Below are 22243 nucleotides of genomic sequence, written 5' to 3' on the forward strand. Positions count from 1 at the left end.
AGCGGTCTGTGGCGAATATCACCACAACTGACGTACCTACTGGTCGGTATGGTCGCAGGGAGCCGCGACGACAGGAGGCGCCATGTCTGCCACCAACCGCCAGATCCGTCTGGCAGCCCGCCCCGTGGGCCAGGTGAAACCCGAGGACTGGGAGCACACCGAGGGGCCCGTGGACGAACCGGGCCCGGGCCACTTCGCGGGCCGGACCCGCGTCATCTCCCTGGACCCGGCCATGCGGGGCTGGCTGGACGACCGTCCCTCCTACCTGCCCCCGGTGGGCATCGGTGAGGTCATGCGCGCCGGATCGGTCGTCGAGGTCACGGCATCCGACCACCCCGACTTCCAGCCGGGCGACCACGTGGTCGGCACCTTCGGTGTCCAGGAGTACGTGGTCTCCGACGGTCGGGGCGCGATGAAGATCGACACCTCCCTCGCTCCGCCCTCGACCTATCTCGGCGCGCTGGGCATGCCCGGCATGACCGCCTACTTCGGCCTGCTGGACGTCGGGGCACTGCGCGACGGTGAGACGGTCGTGGTGTCGGGGGCGGCCGGAGCGGTCGGCAGCATCGCGGGTCAGATCGCGAAGGCCAGGGGCTGCCGGGTCGTCGGCATCGCCGGCGGGCCGGAGAAGTGCGCCCTGCTCACCGGTGAACTGGGCTTCGACGCGGCGGTCGACTACCGTGCCGAGGATGTCAGGAAGGCGCTGCGGCAGCACGCTCCCGACGGCATCGACGTCTACTTCGACAACGTGGGCGGCGACATCCTCGACGCCGCCCTGACCCGGCTGGCCATGCACGCGCGCGTCGTGGTCTGCGGCGCGATCAGCCAGTACAACAACGCCTCCCCGGTCAAGGGACCCGCCAACTATCTCTCGCTGCTGGTGCGCCGCGCCCGCATGGAGGGCTTCGTCGTCTTCGACTACGCCAAGCGCTACGCGGAGGCCGCGAAGGAGATCTCCGGCTGGATCGGCGCCGGCCGCGTCAAGGTCAAGGAGCACGTGGTGCGGGGCACGGTGGACGACTTCCCCGAGACGCTGCAGATGCTCTTCCGCGGTGAGAACGTCGGCAAGCTCGTCCTGGAGCTGGCGTGACGGCCGTCGGCGGCGGGGCCGGGCTCCGCGGCAAGGTGGCGATCGTCACCGGCGGCGCCAGCGGGCTGGGCCGGGCCACGGCGCTGGCGCTGGCGAAGGCGGGGGCGCGGGTCGTGGTCGCGGACCTCGATGCGCAGGGCGGCCGCGAGGTGGCCGAGACGATCGACGGCCACTTCCGTGCCTGCGACGTCTCCGACCTCGACGCCAACCGCGCGCTGGTGGACTTCGCCCAGGAACGCTACGGCGGTGTCGACATCGCGTTCCTCAACGCCGGCGTGGCCACCGGATGCGGCATCGGCGACGACTTCGACCCGGCACGCTACCGGCGGGCGATGGGCGCCAATCTGGACGGCGTGGTCTTCGGTACGCACGCGGTGCTGCCCGCCCTGCGGGCACGCGGCGGAGGCTCGATCGTGGCGACCGCCTCCCTGGCCGGTCTGGCGGCGGTGCCGCTCGATCCCCTGTACGCGGCCAACAAGCACGCGGTCGTGGGCCTCGCCCGCTCCCTGGGCCCGGCCCTCGCCCCGGACAACGTGCGTTTCAACGCGGTCTGCCCGGGGTTCGCCGAGTCGCGCATCATCGACCACCTGCGCGGCATGCTCTCCGAGCAGGGGCTGCCGGTCATCCCGGCCGAACTCGTGGCGGACACGGTGCTGCGGATCGCCACCGGGGAGGGCACGGGGGAGTGCTGGTTCATCCAGCCCGGTCGCGACCCGGAGCCGTTCCGGTTCCGCAACGTGCCCGGTCCGGGCAGGCCCGCCGGCGTCTGAGCGTCGTACATCCCGACGACGTGCCCCATGGTGCCGGGCGGCTCACGCTCTCAGGTGAGCTGCCCGGCCGTGGCCGTTCCCGGGCCGTCCTCGACCAGCCGTCCGGCTGACCTCGCACCCTTCGCGGAAAGGCATGTCACGATGAACACCTCCGACCCCACCCACCACGCCTCCGCCGTCCCGCCGGTGGATCACCGCGCGGCGGTCGCGGCTCAGACCGCACGGCTCGTCGCCACGGTCAGGGACGCCGACCTGGCCACCGCGGTGCCCCACTGCCCCGGCTGGACCCTGGCCGACCTGGTGAAGCACACGGGCAGTGTCCAGCGCTGGTTCTCGGTGCTGCTGCGCACGCGCATCCAGGAACCCCCGCGCACGCGTGAGGTGGACCTGCGGCTTCCCCAGGGGGAGGACGGATACGCCGACTGGCTGGCCGAGAGCGCGCTCGTGGCCGCCGAGGCCTTCGCGGCCACCGACCCTGACCTGCCGATGTGGGCGTGGGGCGTGGACCAGCACGCCCGATTCTGGGCCCGCCGCATGCTCTTCGAGACGCTGCTGCACCGGGCCGACGCCGAACTCGCCCTCGGCCTGCGGCCCGCCATCGACCGTTCCCTCGCCGTCGACGGGATCGACGAGTTCCTCGTCAACCTGCCCTTCGCCACCTTCTTCGCTCCCAAGGTGGCCGAGCTGCGCGGCCCCGACAGGACCATCCGCTTCAGCACGACCGACGGCGACGACACCTGGCTCGTTCGCCTGCGGCCCGACGGCTTCGGCCTGGATTCGGCCGACGCGACCGCGGACACCGCTGACGCGACCGTCCGGGGCACCGCGGCCGATCTGCTCCTGCTCGTCTACGGCCGCCTTCCTCACCGCGCCGAGCCCCTGGCCCACGAGGGCGACGAGCACCTGCTGACCCACTGGTTCGCCAACTCCGCCTTCTGAACGGCGGGCGTGCGGCCCGGCTGATCCGGGCCGCACCACCGCACCCGCGAGCGGCTGCTCATGAGCTGCCGCGCCACCTGTACGGGGCCCACGGGCCGGCCATGACACGCCGAGGGCCCGCCGGTGCGAGGTCCGAGGGGCGGGCGACGCCCGAACCGCACATGCGCCAGGTGAACCCGAGCCCCGTATCCGCCCTGCCGCACCGACCGGCTGCTCCTCAGCGGTGGCCCCTGCTACGGCGAGGTGGGCGGATGCGGGCTGCGGAGCACGAGCAGGGTGATCTCGCTGGGGGCGAAGACACGGAACGGCGGGCCCCAGAAGCCGGTGCCGCGGCTCGTGTAGAGGAGGGTGCGGGTGCCGTGGTGGCTGAGGCCGGCCAGGGCCGGCTGGTCGATGCGGACGAGGTGGTGGAAGGGCCAGATCTGGCCGCCGTGGGTGTGGCCGGAGAGCTGGAGGTCGATGCCGGCGGCCGCCGCCCGGTCGACGAACTTGGGCTGGTGCGCCAGGAGCAGGACGGGCAGGTCGGGGTCGGCGCCGTTCAGGGCTCCGGCGAGGTGGGCGCGGTGGCCGGCCAGTCCGGAGGACTCGGCGGTGACGTCGTCCACGCCGGCGACCACGAGGGTGTCGCCTCCGCGTTCCAGCAGCAGGTGGCGGTTGCGCAGCGGCTCCCAGCCCAGCTCGTCCATCAGGTCGACCCAGCCCTGGGCCTCGCTGTAGTACTCGTGGTTGCCGGTGACGTACACACGGGCCCGGGTGGCCCGCACGGTACCGAGCGGTGCCGCCTGGGCCCGTCGGCGTTCGGCCGTGCCGTCCGCGATGTCCCCGGTGTGGCAGACCAGGTCGGCCTCCAGGGTGTTCACCGTCTCGCACACCCGTGCCGACCAGCGGGCCCGGTCGATCGGGCCGTAGTGGGTGTCGGTGATGAGGACGACGCGGGTGCCGTCGAGCCCGGCACCCAGCCGGGGGAGCGGCACGTCGAGTCGGCGCACGCGTGGCACGCGGCGGGCCTCGGCGTACCCCCAGGCGAGCAGCACGGCGGTGGTACCGAGTACGGCCCAGGTGACGATGCGGGCCCGGTCCTGGCTCTCGCCGACGCCGGCCGCGGTCAGGACGAGCCGCACGAGCACGCCGAGCAGAACGGACCAGGTGAACAGGACCCAGCTGGTGCCCAGCAGGGTGCCACCGACGATCGCCGCCCGGTCCCGCTGGCGCCGGCCGTGGCCGCGCGCCATCGCCAGCGGCATACCGACGAGGCCGACGACGAACAGGAGGGTGCCGGTCAGTGTGACGGGCAGCGGCCAGTGCTGGCCGCCGTACAGGAGCACCCAGCACGGCGTGGCCCACAGCAGGACGGGGGCGATCAGGGGGAGGTAGCGCAGCAGGCGGAGCAGCCTGCTGCGCCGCGGCGTCCGCGCCTCACCCTCGGCGGTCCGGGTGTTGCTGGTGGCGGTCACGTTCTCCCCTCCCCGGCCGGTCTGCCGTTGCGGGCACTGTATCCGGTCGCCCCCGGGGCGGCCGGACCGGCGTCCACGGGCGCGAGCCCTCGGGGCGATGCGCTGGGCGGGCGGTTCGTGCGGGCCGCCCGTGGTGGCCGGGGAGCCCGCTCGCCGGGGCGGAGCGACGTTCTTCCCGCTCTTCGAGTCGCCTTCTCCCCGCTCTTCGAGCCGCCCGCCCGCCGACTGTGGAGCGAAGCCCGCCCCTCCTCGCGGCGGGCGTACCCGCGTGCGTGAGGGCAGAGCCCGCCCGCAGGAGGCGCGAAACCGTGCGGCGCGCGCCCCCGGCGTGCCCGCCCGCCCCGTCGTCCCCTCGTCGCGGCCGGCCAGAGCGCGGGGCGAGGGCCGCCGGAGCGGACGAACACGAGTGTCGCATTCTATTGGGCGATATGGGCTATTTCTGGCTCTTGTGACGTCATGTGGCGTTCTGGGGGCTTAGCGTGGTCGCGGAAGAGAAGCGCGCCGGGCCCAGTCCCGTGCCACCAACCCGGATTCGAGGTGTCGCCGCGTGCGCGGGTGTGGAATCCAGCGGGCTCCGGGCAGGAACGTGCGTACCGCGCGGCAGCGGTGGCTCAGGGCTCTTGCCGCACTGCCGCTGCTGGCGTCCCCGCTCGCCGCGTGCGGCGGCGGTGAGGGCTCCGGCCCGGTCACCGTCAACTGGTACAACTTCCCCGACGACTCCGGCGCCCTGCAGAAGGCGGCCGACCGGTGCGGTCAGCAGTCCGGCGGGCGCTACCGGATCGTCTACCACAAGCTTCCGCGCGCCGCCGACGGCCAGCGCCAGCAACTCGTCCGCCGGCTCGCCGCCGAGGACGACTCGATGGACGTCCTCGGCCTCGACGTCACCTGGCCCGCCGAGTTCGCCGAGGCACGCTGGATCCGCGAGTGGACGGGCCGCAACAAGCAGCAGGCCACCGAGGGCACCTTGCGCGTCCCCCTCCAGACGGCGACCTGGGAGGGCAAGCTCTACGCCGTCCCGTACAACACCAACACGCAGCTGCTGTGGTACCGCAAGGACCTGGTGCCCACTCCGCCCAGGACCTGGGCGGAGATGCTGGACACGGCCCGCCGGCTGGCCCAGCAGGGCAAGCCCCACTACGTGGAGATCCAGGGCGCCCAGTACGAGGGGCTCACCGTCTGGTTCAACACGATGGTCAGCAGCGCGGGCGGATCCATCCTCAACCCGAGCGCCACCGAGCCCTCCCTCGGCCCGCCCGCCGTACGGGCCGCCTCCGTCATGCGCGACATGGCGAACTCCCCGGCCGCCGACCCCTCCCTGTCCAACCAGATGGAGGACCAGAACCGGCTGGCCATGGAGTCGGGCGTGGCGGCGTTCGAACTCAACTACCCGTTCGTCTATCCGTCGATGAAGGCGAACAACCCGCAGCTGTTCAAGAACTTCGCCTGGGCCCCCTACCCCCGCGTCGACGCCGACCGGCCGTCACGGCCCACCATCGGCGGCATCGACCTGGCGGTCAGCGCCTACTCGCGCCACCCCGACCTGTCCTTCGAAGCAGCCCTGTGCCTGCGCGACCGGCAGAACCAGCTCACCGCGGCACTGGAGGGCGGTCTGCCGCCGACCTTGCGGGCCCTGTACGACGAAGCGTCGTTCGTCAAGGAGTACCCGTTCGCCCAAGAGGTGCTCGACGCCCTGCAGTCGGCGAGTGTCCGCCCGATCACCCCGGCCTACCAGAACGTGTCGATCGTGATCTCCCACGCGCTCTCCCCACCCTCCGCGATCAAACCGAAGAGCACGGTCGCCACCATCAGCAGCCAGATCGACGATGCCCTGCAATCCAAGGGTGTGATCCCGTGAACCGCCACCGTCCCCGATCCGCCGCCGGCCGGAACCCTCGTGCGCCACGCCCGCACCGAGGTGGTCCGAGATGAGCACGCAAGCCCCGTCGGAAGCGGGCCCACCGCCCGCCGAGCAGCAGCAGGGGGAGGACCGCAAGGCCCTGTCGGAGGGCGCCCGGCAGGAGCGGCGGCTCGGCTGGCTGCTCTGCGCCCCGGCCGTGATCGTCATGCTCGCGGTGACCGCCTACCCCATCGGGTACGCCGTCTACCTCTCCCTCCAGCGCTACGACCTGCGCTTCCCGGGGCAGGCGGAGTTCGTCGGGCTGAGCAACTACGGCATCGTGCTGTCCTCCCCGTACTGGTGGGACGCCTTCTGGGTGACGGTGTTCATCACGGGCGTCTCCGTCGCCGTCGAACTGGTCCTCGGTATGGGGCTCGCCCTCGTCATGCACCGGACGATCTTCTGGCGCGGCGCCGTCCGCACCTCGGTGCTCATCCCGTACGGAATCGTCACGGTGGTCGCCGCATACTCCTGGCAGTACGCCTGGACCCCCCAACTCGGCTATCTCGCCGGGCTGCTGCCCAGCGGCAGCGCCCCGCTGACCGAGCAGTGGCCCGCCCTGTGGCTGATCGTCCTCGCCGAGGTGTGGAAGACCACGCCGTTCATGGCGCTGCTGCTCCTCGCGGGCCTCGCCCTGGTGCCCGAGGAGACCCTGCGGGCGGCCATGGTGGACGGCGCCTCCCCCTGGCAGCGCTTCACCAAGGTGATGCTGCCCCTGATGAAACCGGCGATCCTGGTGGCACTGCTCTTCCGTACGCTCGACGCGTTCCGGATCTTCGACAACATCTACATCCTCACCTCGGGCGCGCACGGCACCGGGTCCGTGTCGATCCTCGGCTACGACAACCTGTTCACCGCCCTGAACCTGGGCATCGGATCGACGATCTCGGTGCTGATCTTCATCTGCGTCGCGATCATCGCGTTCGCGTTCGTCAAACTGTTCGGTGCGGCGGCACCCGGCGCGGAGGTGAAGCGCTGATGGCAGCCGTCGGAAGGACGCACGCCGTCCGATGGGGCGTCCTGAACGTCGCGGTGGTGCTGTACGCCCTGTTCCCGGTGTGGTGGATCATCGCCCTTTCCTTCAAGGACCCGAGCACGCTCACCGACGGGTACTACATCCCCAGGCAGTGGACCTGGGAGAACTACCGGGGCATCTTCCAGACCAGCGAGTTCACCCGCGCGCTGATCAACTCGATCGGTATCGCCCTGATCTCCACGACGATCGCCGTCGTGCTGGGCACCATGGCCGCCTACGCGGTCGCCAGGCTCAGGTTCCCCGGCAAGGGGCTCCTCATCGGCATGTCGCTGCTGATCGCCATGTTCCCGCCGATCTCCCTGGTCTCGCCGCTGTTCAACATCGAGCGCATCCTGGGGATCTTCGACACCTGGATCGGCCTGATCATCCCCTACATGACCTTCTCGCTGCCGCTGGCCATCTACACCCTGTCGGCGTTCTTCCGGGAGATCCCCTGGGACCTGGAGAAGGCCGCCAAGGTCGACGGGGCCACCCCGGCGCAGGCGTTCCGGCTGGTCATCGCCCCGCTGGCGGCGCCAGGCGTGTTCACCACGGCCATCCTGGTGTTCATCTTCTGCTGGAACGACTTCCTCTTCGCGATCTCGCTGACCTCCACCAACCGCGCCCGGACCGTGCCGGCCGCGATCGCGTTCTTCACCGGCAGTTCGCAGTTCGAGCAACCCACGGGGTCGATCGCCGCGGCCGCCGTGGTGATCACCGTTCCGATCATCATCTTCGTCCTGTTCTTCCAGCGGCGGATCGTCGCCGGACTGACCTCCGGGGCGGTCAAGGGGTGACCGGCCCCCGGGCGGCGGGCCCGCCGTGGACCCGCCACCCCCGATGGCGCACCCCTGAACCGGAAGCTGTGAAGACAAGGAGGCACCACCCATGGCCGAGATCGTCCTCTCGGGAGTCACCAAGCGTTTTCCCGACGGATCCCTCGCCGTGCAGGACGTGGACCTCGACATCGCCGACGGCGAGTTCGTGATCCTGGTCGGTCCGTCCGGATGCGGCAAGTCCACCACCCTGAACATGATCGCGGGCCTGGAGGACATCACCGACGGCACCCTGAGAATCGGCGACCGGGTGGTGAACGACCTTCCGCCGAAGGACCGCGACGTGGCGATGGTGTTCCAGAGCTACGCCCTGTACCCGCACCTGAGCGTCCGAGAGAACATGGGCTTCCCGCTGCGGCTGGCCAAGGTGGACAAGGCGACCATCAACCGCAAGGTCGAGGAGGCCGCGCGGGTCCTGGACCTGAGCGAGTTCCTCGACCGCAGGCCGGCCGCCCTGTCCGGCGGCCAGCGGCAGCGCGTGGCGATGGGGCGGGCGATCGTCCGCGACCCGAAGGCGTTCCTGATGGACGAGCCGCTGTCCAACCTGGACGCCAAGCTCCGCGTCCAGATGCGCACCCAGATCGCCCGCCTGCAACGGCGCCTGGGGACCACCACCGTGTACGTCACCCACGACCAGACCGAGGCGATGACCCTCGGCGACCGCGTCGTCGTCATGAGGCTGGGAGTCGTCCAGCAGGTGGGAACGCCCGCACAGCTCTACGACCTCCCGCGCAACCTCTTCGTCGCCGGCTTCATCGGCTCCCCGGCGATGAACTTCCTCAACGCGACCTTCGAGGGGAGCACCCTGCGCTCCGCCCTAGGGGAACTCCCTCTGGACGACCGGACCAGGCAGGCACTGGAGCGGCAGAACGCACCCCGCGAGGTCATCGTCGGCCTGCGTCCCGAGGCCTTCGAGGACGCGGCCCTGGCGCACGACGCCCACGGCCCGGTCATCACCGCCACCATCGACGTGCTGGAGTCCCTGGGCTCCGACGTGTACGTCTACTTCACCCAGGAGGGCGGCCCCGCGCGGAGCGCCGAACTGGAGGAGCTCGCGACCGACTCGGGTCTCAGGGACACCGGGGCCGGCGACGTCCAGCAGGTCGTCGCCCGCCTGGACGCCGCCACGCGTGCGCGGGAGGGCCGGCCGCTGGAGATGCGGGTCGACATGAGCAAGGCCCATGTGTTCGACCCGAGGACCGGCTCCAACCTCTCCCACCCGGCGAACGCCGGCTGACGAACCGCACCGGGGCGGGCCGTCCCCGCTGCTGGGGCGGCTCCGCGTCCGGCCAACCGCGGAGCCGCCCCGCGGCCGTGTCTCACGGGGTCCCCGCATGCGGCTCGGCGTCGATCTCGGCGATCAGGGCCTCGACGCGGGTCCTGATCTCGTCGCGGATGGGGCGTACGGACGCGACGCCCTTGCCGGCGGGGTCCTCGAGAGCCCAGTCGAGGTACTTCTTGCCGGGGAAGACCGGGCAGGCGTCGCCGCACCCCATCGTGATCACGTAGTCCGACGCCTGGACGGCCTCGGTGGTGAGGACCTTCGGCTCGGCGGCGGAGATGTCGATGCCGACTTCCTTCATCGCCTCGACCGCCGCGGGGTTCACCTGGTCGCCGGGGAGGGAGCCGGCGGAGCGGACCTCGACGCGGTCGCCCGCGAGGTGGGAGAGGAAACCGGCGGCCATCTGCGAGCGGCCGGCGTTGTGCACGCAGACGAACAGCACGGAGGCGAGCGGGGCGGAGGGCATGTGTTCTTCCTTGTCGAGGGGAGGGGCAGGCGGCGCGGGGGCTCGGATGCCCGGCCGGCCGGCGGGCAAGTCGGTGGTGCGGCGGTCGATGCCGCTGCGGATGTGGCGGGTGACCGCGGTCGGGGCGCGGTCTGGGCGCCGTCGAGGGACCCGTTCGGCGTGCTAATAGGTCAGTCCAGGCTGGTATCACCTTCGGCTGATGTGACATTATCAGCCCATGATGACGTCAGTCGACACTGACCTGCTCCGGGTGCTGGCCGACCCGCTCAGGCTCCGGATCGTGACCTTGCTCGCCCGCGAGACGCTGTGCACCACCCACCTCGTCGAGGAGACCGGTGCCAGGCAGACCAACCTCTCCAACCACCTGAGAGTTCTGCGCGAGGCGGGGGTCGTCGAGACCGAACCGTGCGGACGCTTCACCTACTACAAGCTGCGCCCCGACGTCGTCGCCCAGCTCGCCGGGCAGTTCGCCGACCTCGCCGAGCAGGCCCGTGCTGCCGCCCACAACAAGAGGGCCTGCCCGTGACCCGCACCGAGGCGCCCGCGACGAACCAGGAAGCATCCGTCGTCGCCAAGCTCTCCACACTCGACCGCTACCTCGCCGTGTGGATCCTCATCGCCATGGCAGTCGGCCTCGGGCTCGGGCGGCTGATCCCCGGACTGGACGACGCGCTGGCGAAGGTGGAGATCGGCGGGATCTCCCTGCCGATCGCCCTCGGCCTGCTGATCATGATGTACCCGGTCCTGGCCAAGGTCCGCTACGACAAGCTCGACGCCGTCACCGGCGACCGCAAGCTGATGATCCCCTCCTTGGTCATCAACTGGATCCTCGGCCCCGCGGTGATGTTCGCCCTGGCATGGATCTTCCTGCCGGACCTGCCCGAGTACCGCACCGGCCTGATCATCGTCGGCCTGGCCCGCTGCATCGCCATGGTGATCATCTGGAACGACCTCGCCTGCGGGGACCGCGAGGCAGCCGCCGTCCTTGTCGCGCTGAACTCGGTCTTCCAGGTCCTGGCGTTCGGCCTGCTCGGCTGGTTCTACCTCGACCTGCTGCCCGGCTGGCTGGGCCTCGGCGACGGCGAGCACCTGGACATCTCCATGTGGAAGATCGCCCTGAACGTGGTGATCTTCCTGGGCGTCCCGCTGCTGGCCGGCTTCCTGACCCGCCGGATCGGCGAACGAAAGACGGGCCGCGAGAACTACGAGCAGAAGTTCCTGCCGAAGATCGGACCGTGGGCGCTGTACGGGCTGCTGTTCACGATCGTCGTCCTCTTCGCCCTGCAGGGCAGAACCATCACCTCGCAGCCGCTGGACGTGGCCCGTATCGCCCTGCCGCTGCTCGTGTACTTCGCGGTGATGTGGTTCGGCACCTTCGCGCTCGGCAAGGCGATCGGTCTCGCCTACGACCGCACCGCCACTCTCGCCTTCACGGCCGCCGGCAACAACTTCGAGCTGGCCATCGCGGTCGCCATCGCGACCTTCGGTGTCACCTCCGGCCAGGCTCTCTCGGGCGTGGTCGGCCCGCTCATCGAGGTCCCGGTCCTCGTGGCGCTGGTGTACGTGTCGCTGGCCTGGCGGCGAAGGTTCACGGCCGACCGGCCGGGTTCATGACGCGGCACGTGGACGTGGTGGTGGTCGGCGCCGGCCAAGCGGGGCTGGCCGCCGGCCGCCACCTGCGTCTGCCGGGGACTGGACTTCACGATCCTCGATGCCGCGTCCGCGCCGGGCGGGGCCTGGCAGCACATGTGGGACTCGCTGCGTCTCTTCTCCCCGGCGGAACACTCCTCGCTGCCCGGTCGGGCCTCGCCCCACTCGTCCTCTGGCTTCGCGAGCCGGTAACGCAGCACCGGAGGGCCTCGACGGCTGGCTGAATGCTCATCAGTGCCGCCGCGGAAATGGGGGAGCCTTGAGGGTGCAGGACATGATCGCTTGCGACAGTGTTGCAGTCTTCCTGCTGCTCACAGTGGTCTGGCAGATGTGGCGGCGGCTGACGCTTCGTTCCTGGGGCGTCGAGGTCGCCGCTCGGTGCATCGATCGTGATTGGCGTGGGAAGGGCGGCCCGCGGTTCCTTCTGAGCTATACGACGCCAGACGGCGTCAAGCGGACACACAGTGCAGATGAAGGCCACGTCCCCGCCGGCACCCGAGAGGGGGCCACCGTCGCAGTCCTCTACGACCCGATGTCCCCTGGGCGCGCGGAGACGGCACTCGCTTCCCGCAAACCGTTCTGGAAGCACTACGACATGGCGGGCCTGCTGGGAGTTGCCCTCAGCATCGTGCCGATGGTGCACGTCTTCTAGACCGGCCGCCTCGCGTCGAAAGCGGCGCACGCCCGCCCTCACGCGACGGGTCCAGCGCACATCCGACACAACAGAGCCCTCTCACTCACGCAGTACTTGCCAGACGCGGCCTGGCGGGCCCTGTCGCGTCGAGCTGATCGGCCGGCGGACGGCCACCGCCCTCACGGCGACCGCGCGCGAGTGCGGCGGCGACCCGCACAGCGGGGTTGGCGCCGCCCACGACGCCGACACGTCGGCCGGTGAAGGGCTCGGGGCCGCGGTGGTCGACCGCGTGCGGCGACCTGACGGGAGACCCTGGTGTCGCCCCGGTCCGAAGACCCCCCGAATTTCGATATGCGTCTATGTTGACGTTCGTCGAAACAGCTGGCAAGCTCCGAGGTGTCGGCAGTCATCGACAGATATCGAAACAAGGAGTCGTCGTGGCTACCGCCGTCCACACCGTGCTTGCGGTGACCCTGGAACGCCGCACCGCCCGCCATCCGGCCGGCGTCGGTTTCTGCGACAGCCGCGCCCAGGCCAGTGGCGCCCTGCCCGAGCGGCCGGTTCCGCCGGCACAACCAGCCGATCGCCCTCACCCACGCGCGCTGAGCCTCCTCCACCTCTCAAGGAGCCCGAGCACCATGAGCACCCAGCAGCTCCCCGTCGTCGTCATCGGAGCCGGCCCCACGGGCCTGGCCGCTGCCGCCCACCTCGTCGAGCGCGGCATCGAGCCACTGGTCCTGGAAGCGGGACCGGCCGCCGCCTTCGCGGTGCGCGAGTGGAGCCACGTGCGGCTGTTCTCCACCTGGGGCGAAGTCGTCGACCCGGCCGCCGAGAAGCTCCTCGCTCCCACCGGCTGGACCCGACCCGACCCGGCCGCCTACCCCTCCGGCGGCGACTGGGCGGACCTCTACCTGCGGCCGCTCGCCGACGTCCTCGGCGAGCGGGTACGTACCGGCGTCACCGTCACCGGTGTCTCCCGGGCGGGCCGGGACCGGCTCGTGGACGCCGACCGCGAGCAGCAGCCGTTCGTCGTTCACATCACCGATGCCGAGGGCCGTGACGAGCGCGTCCTCGCCCATGCCGTCATCGACGCCTCCGGTACCTGGGCCACACCGTCCCCGGCCGGCGGCAGCGGCCTGCCCGCGCTCGGTGAGAAGGCCGCCGCGAATCGGATCACCTACCGTGTCCCGGACCTGAAGGACCCCGCCGTCCGGGCCCGGTACGCGGGCAAGCGCACTGCCGTGATCGGCTCCGGAGCCTCGGCCTTCACCGCCCTCGCCTACCTGGCCGACCTGGCCAAGTCCGACGACGGCGCGGGAACGAAGGGGGTGTGGATCCTGCGCCGGGGCATCTCCGGCTCCACCTTCGGTGGCGGGCAAGCCGACCAGCTTCCGGCGCGCGGCGCGCTGGGCCTGACGGCGAAGGCCGCCGTCGACGAGGGCCACGCCGACGCGGTCACCGGCTTCCGCACCGAGGCGATCGAGCGGGCGGACGACGGCCGCCTGACCCTGGTCGGCGAGGACGGGCGCCGCCTGGCCCCTGTCGACGAGGTGATCGTCCTGACGGGCTTCCGCCCCGACCTCTCCTTCCTGGGCGAGCTGCGTCTGGGCCTCGACGAGCGCCTCCAGGCGCCGGCCGAACTGGCTCCGCTGATCGACCCGAACCAGCACTCCTGCGGCACCGTCCACCCCCACGGCCACCGCGAGCTCTCCCACCCCGAACCCGGGGTGTACCTGGTCGGCATGAAGTCCTACGGTCGCGCCCCGACCTTCCTGGCGATGACCGGCTACGAGCAGGTCCGCTCCGTCGCCGCCGCGCTCGCGGGCGACCTCGAGTCAGCCGACCGCGTCGAACTCACCCTTCCCGAGACCGGAGTCTGCGGCGGCGCCGGCCTGTTCGACGCTCCCGACGCCCAGCAGGCCGACGGCGGCGGCTGCTGCGCGCCCACCGCGCCGCTCGTCCAGCTCGGCGCCCCCGCCACGCTCGGGACGCCTGCCCAGCAGGCCCCGGCGGGCGGCTGCTGCGGTTCATGACCGGCCTGGACACCCGCGACGGCGGGGCTGCGACCGGAACAGGGGACGACGGGTCGCGGCCCTCCGCAGAGTGCGTGGACGAGGCCCCAGGTCAGGATTTGCGTGGCGGGAGGGCGGGCAGAGCCTTCCCCCGTCCTCACCCCCCAGATCACCGCCGCGACCGGTTGGCCGACCGGGGCGGCCACCGCGGTGTTCTCCCAGGCTCTCGCGTCTCCGCCCTTGCCGGAATCCGTGTCGGCCGCCTCCTCGGCCGTCGCGGCCCCCGCGCCGTGACGACCGCCGGCACGGTGCTCGGCGTCATCAGCCTGCTGATCGTGGCCCCGGCCCCCGCCGTCCCGGTCTTCCTCAGCCGGGTTCCGTCGGCTCGGAGAGCTGGAGGAGGGCACGCCGGCGTACCAGTACGCGCGCAACACGCTCATCGAGGCGCCGGCCGGACTCGCGATGGCCGCCACCTTCTGTCGGCCCGCGTTCGCCGCTCTCACCCGCTGGTGAGCCCCGGACCCGCGCTGGGCGCCGAGCCTGTCGAGTGGCTCCTCCTCGCGTGAGGTTCTCGCAGCGGTCGAGGCGGTAGCCGAGGTGCGCCGGTGAAGGGAGAGCCCCGGCCCGCCGGGGCTCGGGGGCAGCCATGCCTTCTCTGCGGTCACGGTTGGGTCCTGAGCCGGAATTATGGCTTCCATCACAGCCGGCGCGATCTTGCCCTGGTGTGATCGCCAGATGCTCGGTTTCTTCCTCCGTCTCCTGCCCTTCTGGATCCGGGAGCCCTTGCTCATCGTGGTCGGGTCTGTTTTCGGCGTACGCATCATGTATCTGGCCCTGCGCGACGAGGAAGGGGCGGCAGCCGCGATCGGCGTGGCGTTCCTTGTCTTCACCGCGGTGCGCGTCCACATGGTCGTCCGGGCCCTGCGTGCGCGCCGGAACCCGAGCACGGCGGCCTCCGCGGGCAGGGCGGTGTCCGACGTTGCCGCCCAGCCCCAGCCCCAGCCCCAGCCCCAGTCCCAGTCCCAGTCCCAGGCTCCGGCGGGGCAGCGGCCGACTCCGGCCGCTACCGAGAAGGAGCCCAACGCGTGGGGCCAGGCAGTCGCCGCCGTGGCCGTGGTCGCGGCACTCGGGGCCGCACTGTGGCTCGGACCGCATCTCCTACCTTCCGACATCGACAACGCGCCCCCGGCCGCCTCATGTTCGAGCGGGGAGGACGAGGAGCTGCCGAGCGCCTACGAACACACGGCCCGGGCTGTCACCGGCGGCGAGCTGTGCAAGGCGCTCAACAGGCCCGACCTGGCCCAACTCCTCGGAACGCCCACGGAGACCGCGGCGGTGGCCTCCGGCACCAGCAACACCGCTCCCCTGACCGACGGGAAGGTCGCCCAGCCGGAGGCTGAGGTCCAGTTCGACACCTACACCGTGAACGTCTCGGCCACGTACAACGAGCTGTCGGTCGCCCAGTACGTGAAACTGATGGCGTTCGGGGAGGAGACGGACATCAGGACGCTCTCGGTCCTCGGCCGACCCGCGGTCCTCTTCTCGGATCACACCATGAAGATCGAGATCGATCTCGGGAGCGGCGGATCCGGCGGACCCGTCGAGCGAGGCCCACAGGCCAGAACGCTGACCGTGGCCCTCGACGGCAAGGACCTGGGCGGCTACTACGACATCACCGTGTGGAGCGCATCCGGAGCCCTCCCGGACGACAGCGCTCTCCTCGACATCGCCGAGAAGGTTCTTCCGGCGATCCCGGAACGGAGTGTGTGACGAGGTGCTCGGGGGCCACACCCGTGTGTGCCCTCAAGCCGCAGCGTCAGGGAAGCCCAGGCAGGGAGCCCTCTCCCCGTTGAAAGCGATGTTCCTCACAATCATCGGCTTCGTGTGCCCGTGTAAAGTCGAGAGCGCCCTTGACCTGCACAAAGCAGGCAGGGAGCCGACTTCCAGGAGTTCAACATGCTGCGCACCATGTTCAAGTCCAAGATCTAGCGTTTGGGTATTGTGGCAGGTCAGCGCCCTGATCGCTGCCTCCAGGTCAGCAAACGGTCAGCATCGGTCGCGGAGCGTCCCTGCTTGCTGACCGATGGCCGCCATGACGGAGGACCTGGGCACAGGTGCCTGGCTCCCGCGGCAAGGTCGTCATTTCTGACACCGAGACCGAAGCCACAGCCGACTCCACTGCGGCGGCCCTCCGCGTAACCTCCTGCGTCATGATCACCCGCGCCCGCGAGCGGGGCTGCTCCCGGGTCTGTAGGGCAGCCGGTTGCCACGCCATCTGGGGGCCTGCACGGGTAGGCGATGATGCGCTGAAAACTCCTGACGAAATACCGACCGGGGCCAGTTCGCGACTCGGGCATGATGATCGGGAAGACGTTGGGGTTCGGGAGGGCGCGTGGATGAGGAGGGGGTGGACCTGATCTGCCTGATCGACCCGGACAGCAGCGTCCGGGTACGCATTCTGGGGCGGAACAGGCCCGGGGACACGCCGTACAACGACTACCTTGATGCCGAGCTCGTCATCACGAGCGCCTTCGTCGGCGGGCGCCTTGGGCTGTGCTTGTCACCGGAAGTCATGGACGACTGGTCAACGGCCCTGAACGAGCTCTCCGACAGGCAGGGCATCCGCTGGACGGCCATGAGCGACGCCGAGATCCGGATTGAGATCGACAGGCAATTCTCGGTGCCCCGTCCCGTCGTCACGGTGGACGACGGTGGCGAGTCCGGGGTTTCGGTCCGCGTTGTCCTGGATCCGGGGGACAACTGGGTGGACGAACTGCGTGAGCAGCTCGGACGGGTCCGGCAGACGTGGCCGAACGAGGTGGTGACGACGCCTCGGTCAAGGGGCTACTGGCAGTGAGTTCAGGCGTCGCCAGCAGATGAGTGCGCATCCCAGGGTGAGGAAGGCTTCGTGGATGTCATCTCGTATCTCCCAACGGATCCGCAGGCGGCGGAACCAGTGCAGATGGGCGAACGCGCGCTCCACGACCCAGCGTTGAGTGCCCAGACCGGAGCCGTGTTCGGTGCCACGGCGGGCGATCAGTGGCTTCACGCCGAGGTCCCAGACAAGACGGCGGTACTTGTCGTGGTCGTAGCCACGGTCCGCGAGGACCACGTCCGGGCGGCGCCGGGGCCGGCCGCGCTTGCCCCGCACTGGCGGCACGGCCTGGAGCAGCGGGATCATCTGGGTGACGTCGTTGCGGTTGCCGCCGGTCAGGGTGGCGGCGAGCGGGATCTCGGTGGCGTCGGTGATCAGGTGGTGCTTGCTGCCCGTCCTGCCCCGGTCGACAGGGCTTCGTCCGGTCTTGGAGCCCCCTTTAACGCGCGGATGTGGGAGCCGTCGACGGCCGCCCGGGAGAAGTCAAAGGCGTCCGCGCTGCGGAGCTTGGCGAGGAGGACCTAGTGCAGCCGGGACCGCACGCCGGCCTCGGTCCACTCGGCCAGGCGCCGCCAGCAGGTCATGCCCGACCCGAAGCCGAGTTCCTGCGGCAGGTGTTCCCAAGAGATCCCGGTGTGCAGCACGAACAGGATGCCCTGGAACACCAGCCGGTCCGGATGCCGCTTGCGCCCAGGGTGCAGGGTCCGGCGCTCAACCTTGGGCAGCAGCGGCTCGATCACTGCCCACAGCTCGTCGTCGACTTCCCACGGCTTCGGACGAGCCACCCCGCACCCCCAGATCATCGGTTCCGGAGTGATCCAACCACCTCGAAGATCATTTCGTTAGGAGTTCTAAGCGCCCACTGGGTGAGACGTCCGAGGGAAGGGCGGGCGCCCGCCCGATGTACGTACCACAGGGGACCCCGAATCCGCCGTGCCGCCGCCTCCCAGCAGTGATGCTGGATGCATGGACACGACGACCACCGCGCCCCGCGCCGAGGTGCTGCGGGACCGCTATCGCAGCCGACTGCCCGAGCGCTTGCAGGAGCTGGCCGGCCCCATCGAGGGCAACGTGGACCTGCCGCTCCACATCGTCTGGTCCGGGCGGACGAGCTACAGCCTGGACCGTCCGAAGTCCCGCATGACGCTCTACCGGACCGTCCTCGCCGAAGGACTGCGCCAGGACCTGGTGACCCTCCTGCACCACCGGCTGCTCGCCGATCAGTGGCCCGTGCTGCGGCGCTTGATCAGCCCCTACATCCGCGAGGTCTGGGAGGACGCCTTCCCCGAGCTGCTCCGCACCGCTCCGGCCGACACGACCGCCGCATGAAGCTCACTCCGCTCCACGAGCGTCTCCTCGCCGACATCCTCGACCTCGGCTCCCCCTACCCTCTGGTCCTCACCGGCGGATACGCCGTGCAGGCTCACGGCCTGGTCGAACGCTTCAGTCGTGACCTCGACGTCGCCACCGAGAACCCCGCTCCGATGCAGGAGATCGTCGCCTCACTCACAGCCGGCCTCCGCGCGCGGATGCCGGACCACGCACGTCCAGACTGATCCGCTCAGCGGCCGGTTCCTCGTCATCGATCCGGACACCGGCGAGGAGTGTGAGGTCGATGTTCGTCGGTGAGGCCGAGGAAGGAGTCACGACCGCCGGCCAGGGCCTGGGTGTACTTGAGTGCGCCCCAGTGCTCCGCCAGTCCCCGGCCCGCACCGCGCCACGACAGGGCAGTGGCCCGGGCGAGGGTGTGGAGCACGTCCCAGAGGGTCACTTCGAACTGCCGGGGCAGCTCTGTCGGCAGGATCGGGACGAGGGCGGGCTTCCGGCGGAGCGGCTCGTCCTCGTTCTCCTTCCGCTTCTCGTCGTCCGCCGTGATGGCGGCCTTCACCTTCCCGACGAGCGCGTCGTCGGAGTGGACGGAGACGTTCGAGGGCCGGGTCAGGTCCTGGAGCACTTCCTCGGTCGGCTTCAACGGCTCTCCTTCACGGTGTGCGTGGGCGGTTCAGCCATCGGCTGGACCGTACGGAAGGGAGGAGCGGCGCACGCAAGTGCGCAGGGGCGCGTGAGCTGGACTTCGGCCCGGGCGGTCGGTGTCAGCGCCTCGACCCCGCCTCGCTCGCGAGTTCCACGCTGCCGAGGGCCTCGGGCGGGCGGCAGGCAGCGAGCCGGTTTCCGGGCGGTCGAGCGCCGACCGGGCGATTACCAAAGGGGACCGTTTCCCACGGACTAGAGCGATGTCGGTGCCCGACAGGTCGGTGCGTGGACGCACGTTGTCCGTGTGCAGAGTGGTCTCCCGCACCTTTAATGGTTCATCAGGCAAGTCAGCATCCGGCCAGCATGAGTCGCTGGGCTCTCCCGGACAATTGCCCGAACAGGCACCGGCGCGTTGCGAAAGCCCAGGCGTAATCCTTGAACCGCCCCGGCTCGGATGGAGACTCGATTTCGTGAAAGCATCGAGTCATGGCACGACCCTCCCGTTACCAGCTTGAGCTGCGCCGCCGTGCGGTGCGCATGGTCGCCGAGGTCCGCGACGATTGCCCGAACGAGACGGCCGCTCTGCAGGCGGTGGCCGACAAGCTCGGCATCGGCTCGCGGGAGACGCCGCGGAACTGGGTGAAGCAGCACGAGGCCGACGCGGGGACGCGTCCGGGGACGACGACGGAGGAGTCTGCCCAGCTCAAGGCGCTGAAGAAGGGGAACGCCGAGCTGAAGCGGGCCAACGAGATCCTCAAGGCAGCGGCGAGTTTCTTCGCGGCCGAGCTCGACCGGCCACACACGCGCTCGTAGCGTTCATCGACGAGCACCGGGACCGCTTCGGCGGGGTCGAGCCGATCTGCAGGTCGCTCACCGAGCACGACTGCAAGATCGCCCCTTCCACCTATTACGCCCACAAGAAACGCCTGGCCGCTCCGTCCGCCCGTACCGTGCGGGACACGGAACTCAAGGAGCTGATCCGGCAGGTCCACACCGACAACTACCGTGTCTACGGGGCTCGGAAGATCTGGCGGGAGCTGAACCGGCGGGGCCGCACGGTGGCCCGCTGCACCGTCGAACGGCTGATGCGCGAGATGGGCATCACCGGCGCCGTCCGTGGCAAGGAGGTCATCACCACGATCCCCGACCAGCAAGTCGAGCGGGCGCCCGACCGCGTCGAGCGCGACTTCGTCGCCAGCGCGCCGAACCGCTGCTGGGTTGCGGATTTCACGCACGTGGCGAACCTGGTCCGCAGTGGTCTACGTCGCCTTCGTCGTGGACACCTTCTCCCGCCGGATCGTCGGCTGGTCCGCCGCGACATCAAAGGAGACCCGGCTCGTCCTGGACGCTCTGGAGATGGCGCTGTGGCAGCGCGATCGCGATGAACTCCCCTACGTCCGGGGCGAGTTGATACGTCACAGCGATGCGGGCAGCCAGTACACCAGTTTCAAGCTGGCCGAGCACCTGGACACGGCCGGCATCGCGGCCTCGATCGGTTCCGTCGGCGACGCCTACGACAACGCCCTGATGGAGAGCACGATCGGCCTGATCAAAACCGAGTTGATCAAGCCGCAGCGCCCCTGGAAGACCCTCTCCCAGGTCGAACTGGCCACCGCCGAGTGGGTCGACTGGTACTGCCACCGACGCCTGCACGGTGAGATAGGCCACGTCCCACCCGTCGAATACGAGACCAGCTACTACCTGACAGCCACGAAACGCCAGGTCACAACCACTAACTGAGATCTCTACCGAACCCGGGGCGGTTCAGTTCGACGAGCCACAACAGCCTGGTTCGTACGGAAGCCCAGGCAGGGAGCCGGCTCACCGAAGTGAAGCGATGTTCCTCACAATCTTCGACTCAGGTGCGTGCCAGTTGTAGGGTGATATCGCCCTTGACCTGCAGAAAGCTGGCAGGGAGCCGTCTTCCAGGAGTTCAACATGCTGCGCACCATGTTCAAGTCCAAGATCCACCGCGCCACCGTCACCCAGGCCGACCTGCACTACGTGGGATCCGTGACGATCGACGCCGATCTGCTCGACGCCGCCGATCTGTTGCCCGGTGAGCTGGTGCACATCGTGGACATCACCAACGGGGCCCGGCTGGAGACGTACGTCATCGAGGGTGAGCGTGGCTCCGGTGTGGTCGGGATCAACGGGGCCGCGGCCCATCTCGTGCACCCCGGCGACCTGGTGATCATCATCAGCTACGCTCAGGTCACCGACGCCGAGGCGCGGGCGTTGCGGCCCCAGGTCGTGCATGTGGACGCGGACAACCGGATCGTGTCGTTGGGGGCCGACCCCTCGGAGCCGGTGCCGGGCTCCGACCAGGAGCGCAGCCCACAGGCCGTACGGGCCTGACCAGCCGACGAGGAGCGCGCCCATGACCGACATCGAGATCCGTGACGACCGGGCCGACGGGCGGTTGGAGGCCCTCGGAGACGGCGGTGAGGTCGTGGGCCGCATCGAGTACTTCACGCTGGAGTCACCGGCGTCGGCGCTGGTCCCGGTGCACACGATCGTGGAGCCCGCGCACGAGGGGAAGGGCATCGCCGGGTCCCTGGCCCGTGCGCTGTACCGCGTCGCCGCCCGTGAGGGCAGCGCCGTCGCCCCGCTGTGCCCGTACGTCATGAAGTGGGCCGCGCGTCACCCGGAGGAGGCGCCGGTCGCCGACCCCGCCCTGCTGCGCGCGGCGAAGGACTGGCTGGCGGCCCACCCGGGCCGCTTCTGACGCACCGCGTGCGCCTTCCCACGGCGTCCCCCGGCCCTGGCGGAACATCGCGTCGGCGGGACGGTGCCGTCGGCCTTCGGCGACCGGACAGCCCCGCGCGTGGCAGGGCCCGCCGCCAGCTGGGTGCCCGTGCTCCTCTGCCCGCCCGACGCCGTCGGACGACCCACGTGCCCCTCGTTGCGCCAAGCGGACGGTGACGGTCCGTGCCGCCGGGTGACTGTGCGCGCGCCGGGCGGGTAGCCGGGGGAGTAGTCCAAAGCCACTGCCGACCACTGGCTGGAGGACACCATGACCGACCCGTACCCCGACCCGGTGCAGCCGGGCCCCACGCCCGGCCCCGATCCGCAGGGCCCCGATCCGCAGCACCCGGAGCCACCTCCTGGCCCGGTACCCGCCCCGGAGCCTCCGCCGGCCCCGCCGCCACCCCCCACCCCGACACCGCCGGCGCCCCCGACACCGGCGCCCCCGGCCCCCGGCCCGGTGCCCGAGCCCGGTCCGTCGCCGATCCCCCCGGGACCGGAACCGGTCCCCAACCCGGAACCAGGTCCTCCGCTCAGCTGAGGGTGCCTCGACGCGCGAGGGGCGCGGGAACCGTGCGACCGGCCCCCGCGCCCCCGTAGC

The 22243-nt window shown here is 70.5% G+C and carries 19 protein-coding genes and 5 pseudogenes; 20 read left to right on the top strand and 4 right to left on the bottom strand.

What is annotated here, in order from left to right:
* Positions 1–82 precede the first annotated feature (82 nt).
* The 3 genes from ACSLTV_RS28360 to ACSLTV_RS28370 all read left to right on the top strand — a co-directional run bounded on the left by ACSLTV_RS28360 (position 83) and on the right by ACSLTV_RS28370 (position 2799).
* Complete coding sequence (locus tag ACSLTV_RS28360) at positions 83–1090, top strand: NADP-dependent oxidoreductase (RefSeq protein WP_432140104.1); 1008 nt, start codon at positions 83–85, stop codon at positions 1088–1090.
* On the top strand, positions 1087–1860 hold the full coding sequence (locus ACSLTV_RS28365) for an SDR family NAD(P)-dependent oxidoreductase (RefSeq protein WP_432140105.1): 774 nt from the start codon (positions 1087–1089) through the stop codon (positions 1858–1860). Before ACSLTV_RS28360 ends, ACSLTV_RS28365 begins: the two co-directional genes overlap by 4 nt.
* 141 nt (positions 1861–2001) lie before the next feature.
* The gene (locus tag ACSLTV_RS28370) at positions 2002–2799 is read left to right on the top strand and encodes a maleylpyruvate isomerase family mycothiol-dependent enzyme (protein ID WP_435613122.1); all 798 of its coding nucleotides are present in this window, start codon (positions 2002–2004) and stop codon (positions 2797–2799) included.
* Positions 2800–3032: 233 nt separating this feature from the next.
* Here the strand turns inward: ACSLTV_RS28370 and ACSLTV_RS28375 are convergent, their stop codons facing one another.
* Positions 3033–4253 carry a metallophosphoesterase gene (locus tag ACSLTV_RS28375; RefSeq protein ID WP_435613123.1) on the bottom strand — a complete coding sequence of 407 codons (1221 nt, stop codon included), beginning with the start codon at positions 4251–4253 and terminating at the stop codon, positions 3033–3035.
* Positions 4254–4839: 586 nt separating this feature from the next.
* Between ACSLTV_RS28375 and ACSLTV_RS28380 the strand changes: the two genes are divergently transcribed.
* The 4 genes from ACSLTV_RS28380 (at position 4840) to ACSLTV_RS28395 (ending at position 9238) form a co-directional block, all read left to right on the top strand.
* Positions 4840–6108 (top strand): ABC transporter substrate-binding protein, encoded by a 1269-nt coding sequence (locus ACSLTV_RS28380; RefSeq protein WP_432136789.1) that lies wholly within the window; start codon positions 4840–4842, stop codon positions 6106–6108.
* Between the two features lie 70 nt (positions 6109–6178).
* Positions 6179–7129, top strand: coding sequence for a carbohydrate ABC transporter permease (locus tag ACSLTV_RS28385; RefSeq protein WP_432136788.1), 951 nt, complete (start codon positions 6179–6181; stop codon positions 7127–7129).
* Positions 7129–7962 (top strand): carbohydrate ABC transporter permease, encoded by an 834-nt coding sequence (locus ACSLTV_RS28390; protein WP_432136787.1) that lies wholly within the window; start codon positions 7129–7131, stop codon positions 7960–7962. The genes ACSLTV_RS28385 and ACSLTV_RS28390 overlap by 1 nt, the downstream gene beginning before the upstream one ends.
* A 91-nt stretch (positions 7963–8053) precedes the next feature.
* The gene (locus ACSLTV_RS28395; RefSeq protein ID WP_432155358.1) at positions 8054–9238 is read left to right on the top strand and encodes an ABC transporter ATP-binding protein; all 1185 of its coding nucleotides are present in this window, start codon (positions 8054–8056) and stop codon (positions 9236–9238) included.
* An 82-nt stretch (positions 9239–9320) separates the two neighbouring features.
* Here ACSLTV_RS28395 and ACSLTV_RS28400 read toward each other — a convergent pair whose 3' ends face one another.
* Positions 9321–9749, bottom strand: coding sequence for an arsenate reductase ArsC (locus ACSLTV_RS28400; RefSeq protein ID WP_432136785.1), 429 nt, complete (start codon positions 9747–9749; stop codon positions 9321–9323).
* Between the two features lie 217 nt (positions 9750–9966).
* Here ACSLTV_RS28400 and ACSLTV_RS28405 point away from each other — a divergent pair, with 217 nt between their 5' ends.
* The 8 genes and pseudogenes from ACSLTV_RS28405 to ACSLTV_RS28440 all read left to right on the top strand — a co-directional run bounded on the left by ACSLTV_RS28405 (position 9967) and on the right by ACSLTV_RS28440 (position 16902).
* A complete protein-coding gene (locus tag ACSLTV_RS28405) occupies positions 9967–10275 on the top strand; it encodes an ArsR/SmtB family transcription factor (RefSeq protein WP_432136784.1) in 309 nt (102 codons plus the stop codon).
* Entirely contained in the window at positions 10272–11363 is a 1092-nt protein-coding gene (gene arsB / locus ACSLTV_RS28410) for an ACR3 family arsenite efflux transporter (RefSeq protein WP_432136783.1), read from the top strand. The genes ACSLTV_RS28405 and arsB overlap by 4 nt, the downstream gene beginning before the upstream one ends.
* Positions 11360–11561, top strand: a pseudogene (locus ACSLTV_RS28415) (FAD-dependent oxidoreductase); the annotation flags it as partial. The gene arsB and the pseudogene ACSLTV_RS28415, both read left to right, overlap by 4 nt.
* Before the next feature lie 103 nt (positions 11562–11664).
* Positions 11665–12051, top strand: a complete 387-nt coding sequence (locus tag ACSLTV_RS28420; protein WP_435613124.1) for a DUF3592 domain-containing protein — start codon at positions 11665–11667, stop codon at positions 12049–12051.
* Positions 12052–12671: 620 nt separating this feature from the next.
* Complete coding sequence (locus ACSLTV_RS28425) at positions 12672–14066, top strand: NAD(P)-binding domain-containing protein (RefSeq protein WP_435613125.1); 1395 nt, start codon at positions 12672–12674, stop codon at positions 14064–14066.
* A gap of 354 nt (positions 14067–14420) precedes the next feature.
* Positions 14421–14516: pseudogene (locus ACSLTV_RS28430) on the top strand (RNA polymerase sigma factor SigF); the annotation flags it as partial.
* Between the two features lie 264 nt (positions 14517–14780).
* Positions 14781–15815 (top strand): DUF6215 domain-containing protein, encoded by a 1035-nt coding sequence (locus ACSLTV_RS28435; RefSeq protein WP_435613126.1) that lies wholly within the window; start codon positions 14781–14783, stop codon positions 15813–15815.
* 622 nt (positions 15816–16437) lie between these two features.
* Positions 16438–16902: a DUF5959 family protein gene (locus ACSLTV_RS28440; protein WP_432136779.1), complete on the top strand. Its 465-nt coding sequence runs from the start codon at positions 16438–16440 to the stop codon at positions 16900–16902.
* Here ACSLTV_RS28440 and ACSLTV_RS28445 read toward each other — a convergent pair.
* Positions 16882–17723, bottom strand: a pseudogene (locus ACSLTV_RS28445) (IS5 family transposase). The gene ACSLTV_RS28440 and the pseudogene ACSLTV_RS28445 overlap by 21 nt on opposite strands.
* A 163-nt stretch (positions 17724–17886) precedes the next feature.
* Here ACSLTV_RS28445 and ACSLTV_RS28450 point away from each other — a divergent pair.
* Both ACSLTV_RS28450 and ACSLTV_RS28455 read left to right on the top strand, forming a co-directional pair.
* Entirely contained in the window at positions 17887–18249 is a 363-nt protein-coding gene (locus ACSLTV_RS28450; protein WP_358419508.1) for a hypothetical protein, read from the top strand.
* Positions 18246–18540, top strand: a pseudogene (locus ACSLTV_RS28455) (nucleotidyl transferase AbiEii/AbiGii toxin family protein); the annotation flags it as partial. The gene ACSLTV_RS28450 and the pseudogene ACSLTV_RS28455, both read left to right, overlap by 4 nt.
* Here ACSLTV_RS28455 and ACSLTV_RS28460 read toward each other — a convergent pair.
* Positions 18500–18892, bottom strand: a complete 393-nt coding sequence (locus tag ACSLTV_RS28460) for a hypothetical protein (protein ID WP_432136778.1) — start codon at positions 18890–18892, stop codon at positions 18500–18502. The pseudogene ACSLTV_RS28455 and the gene ACSLTV_RS28460 sit on opposite strands and share 41 nt — an antisense overlap.
* 488 nt (positions 18893–19380) lie before the next feature.
* On the opposite strand from ACSLTV_RS28460, the pseudogene ACSLTV_RS28465 reads away from it, so the two are divergent.
* The 3 genes and pseudogenes from ACSLTV_RS28465 (at position 19381) to ACSLTV_RS28475 (ending at position 21622) form a co-directional block, all read left to right on the top strand.
* Positions 19381–20634, top strand: a pseudogene (locus ACSLTV_RS28465) (IS3 family transposase).
* A 198-nt stretch (positions 20635–20832) separates the two neighbouring features.
* Positions 20833–21252: an aspartate 1-decarboxylase gene (gene panD, locus ACSLTV_RS28470; protein WP_432155351.1), complete on the top strand. Its 420-nt coding sequence runs from the start codon at positions 20833–20835 to the stop codon at positions 21250–21252.
* A 22-nt stretch (positions 21253–21274) separates the two neighbouring features.
* Complete coding sequence (locus ACSLTV_RS28475; RefSeq protein ID WP_432136763.1) at positions 21275–21622, top strand: GNAT family N-acetyltransferase; 348 nt, start codon at positions 21275–21277, stop codon at positions 21620–21622.
* Positions 21623–22243: the final 621 nt, after the last annotated feature.

It is taken from the genome of Streptomyces sp. bgisy159 (assembly GCF_965341775.1).
Classification (GTDB): Bacteria; Actinomycetota; Actinomycetes; order Streptomycetales; family Streptomycetaceae; genus Streptomyces.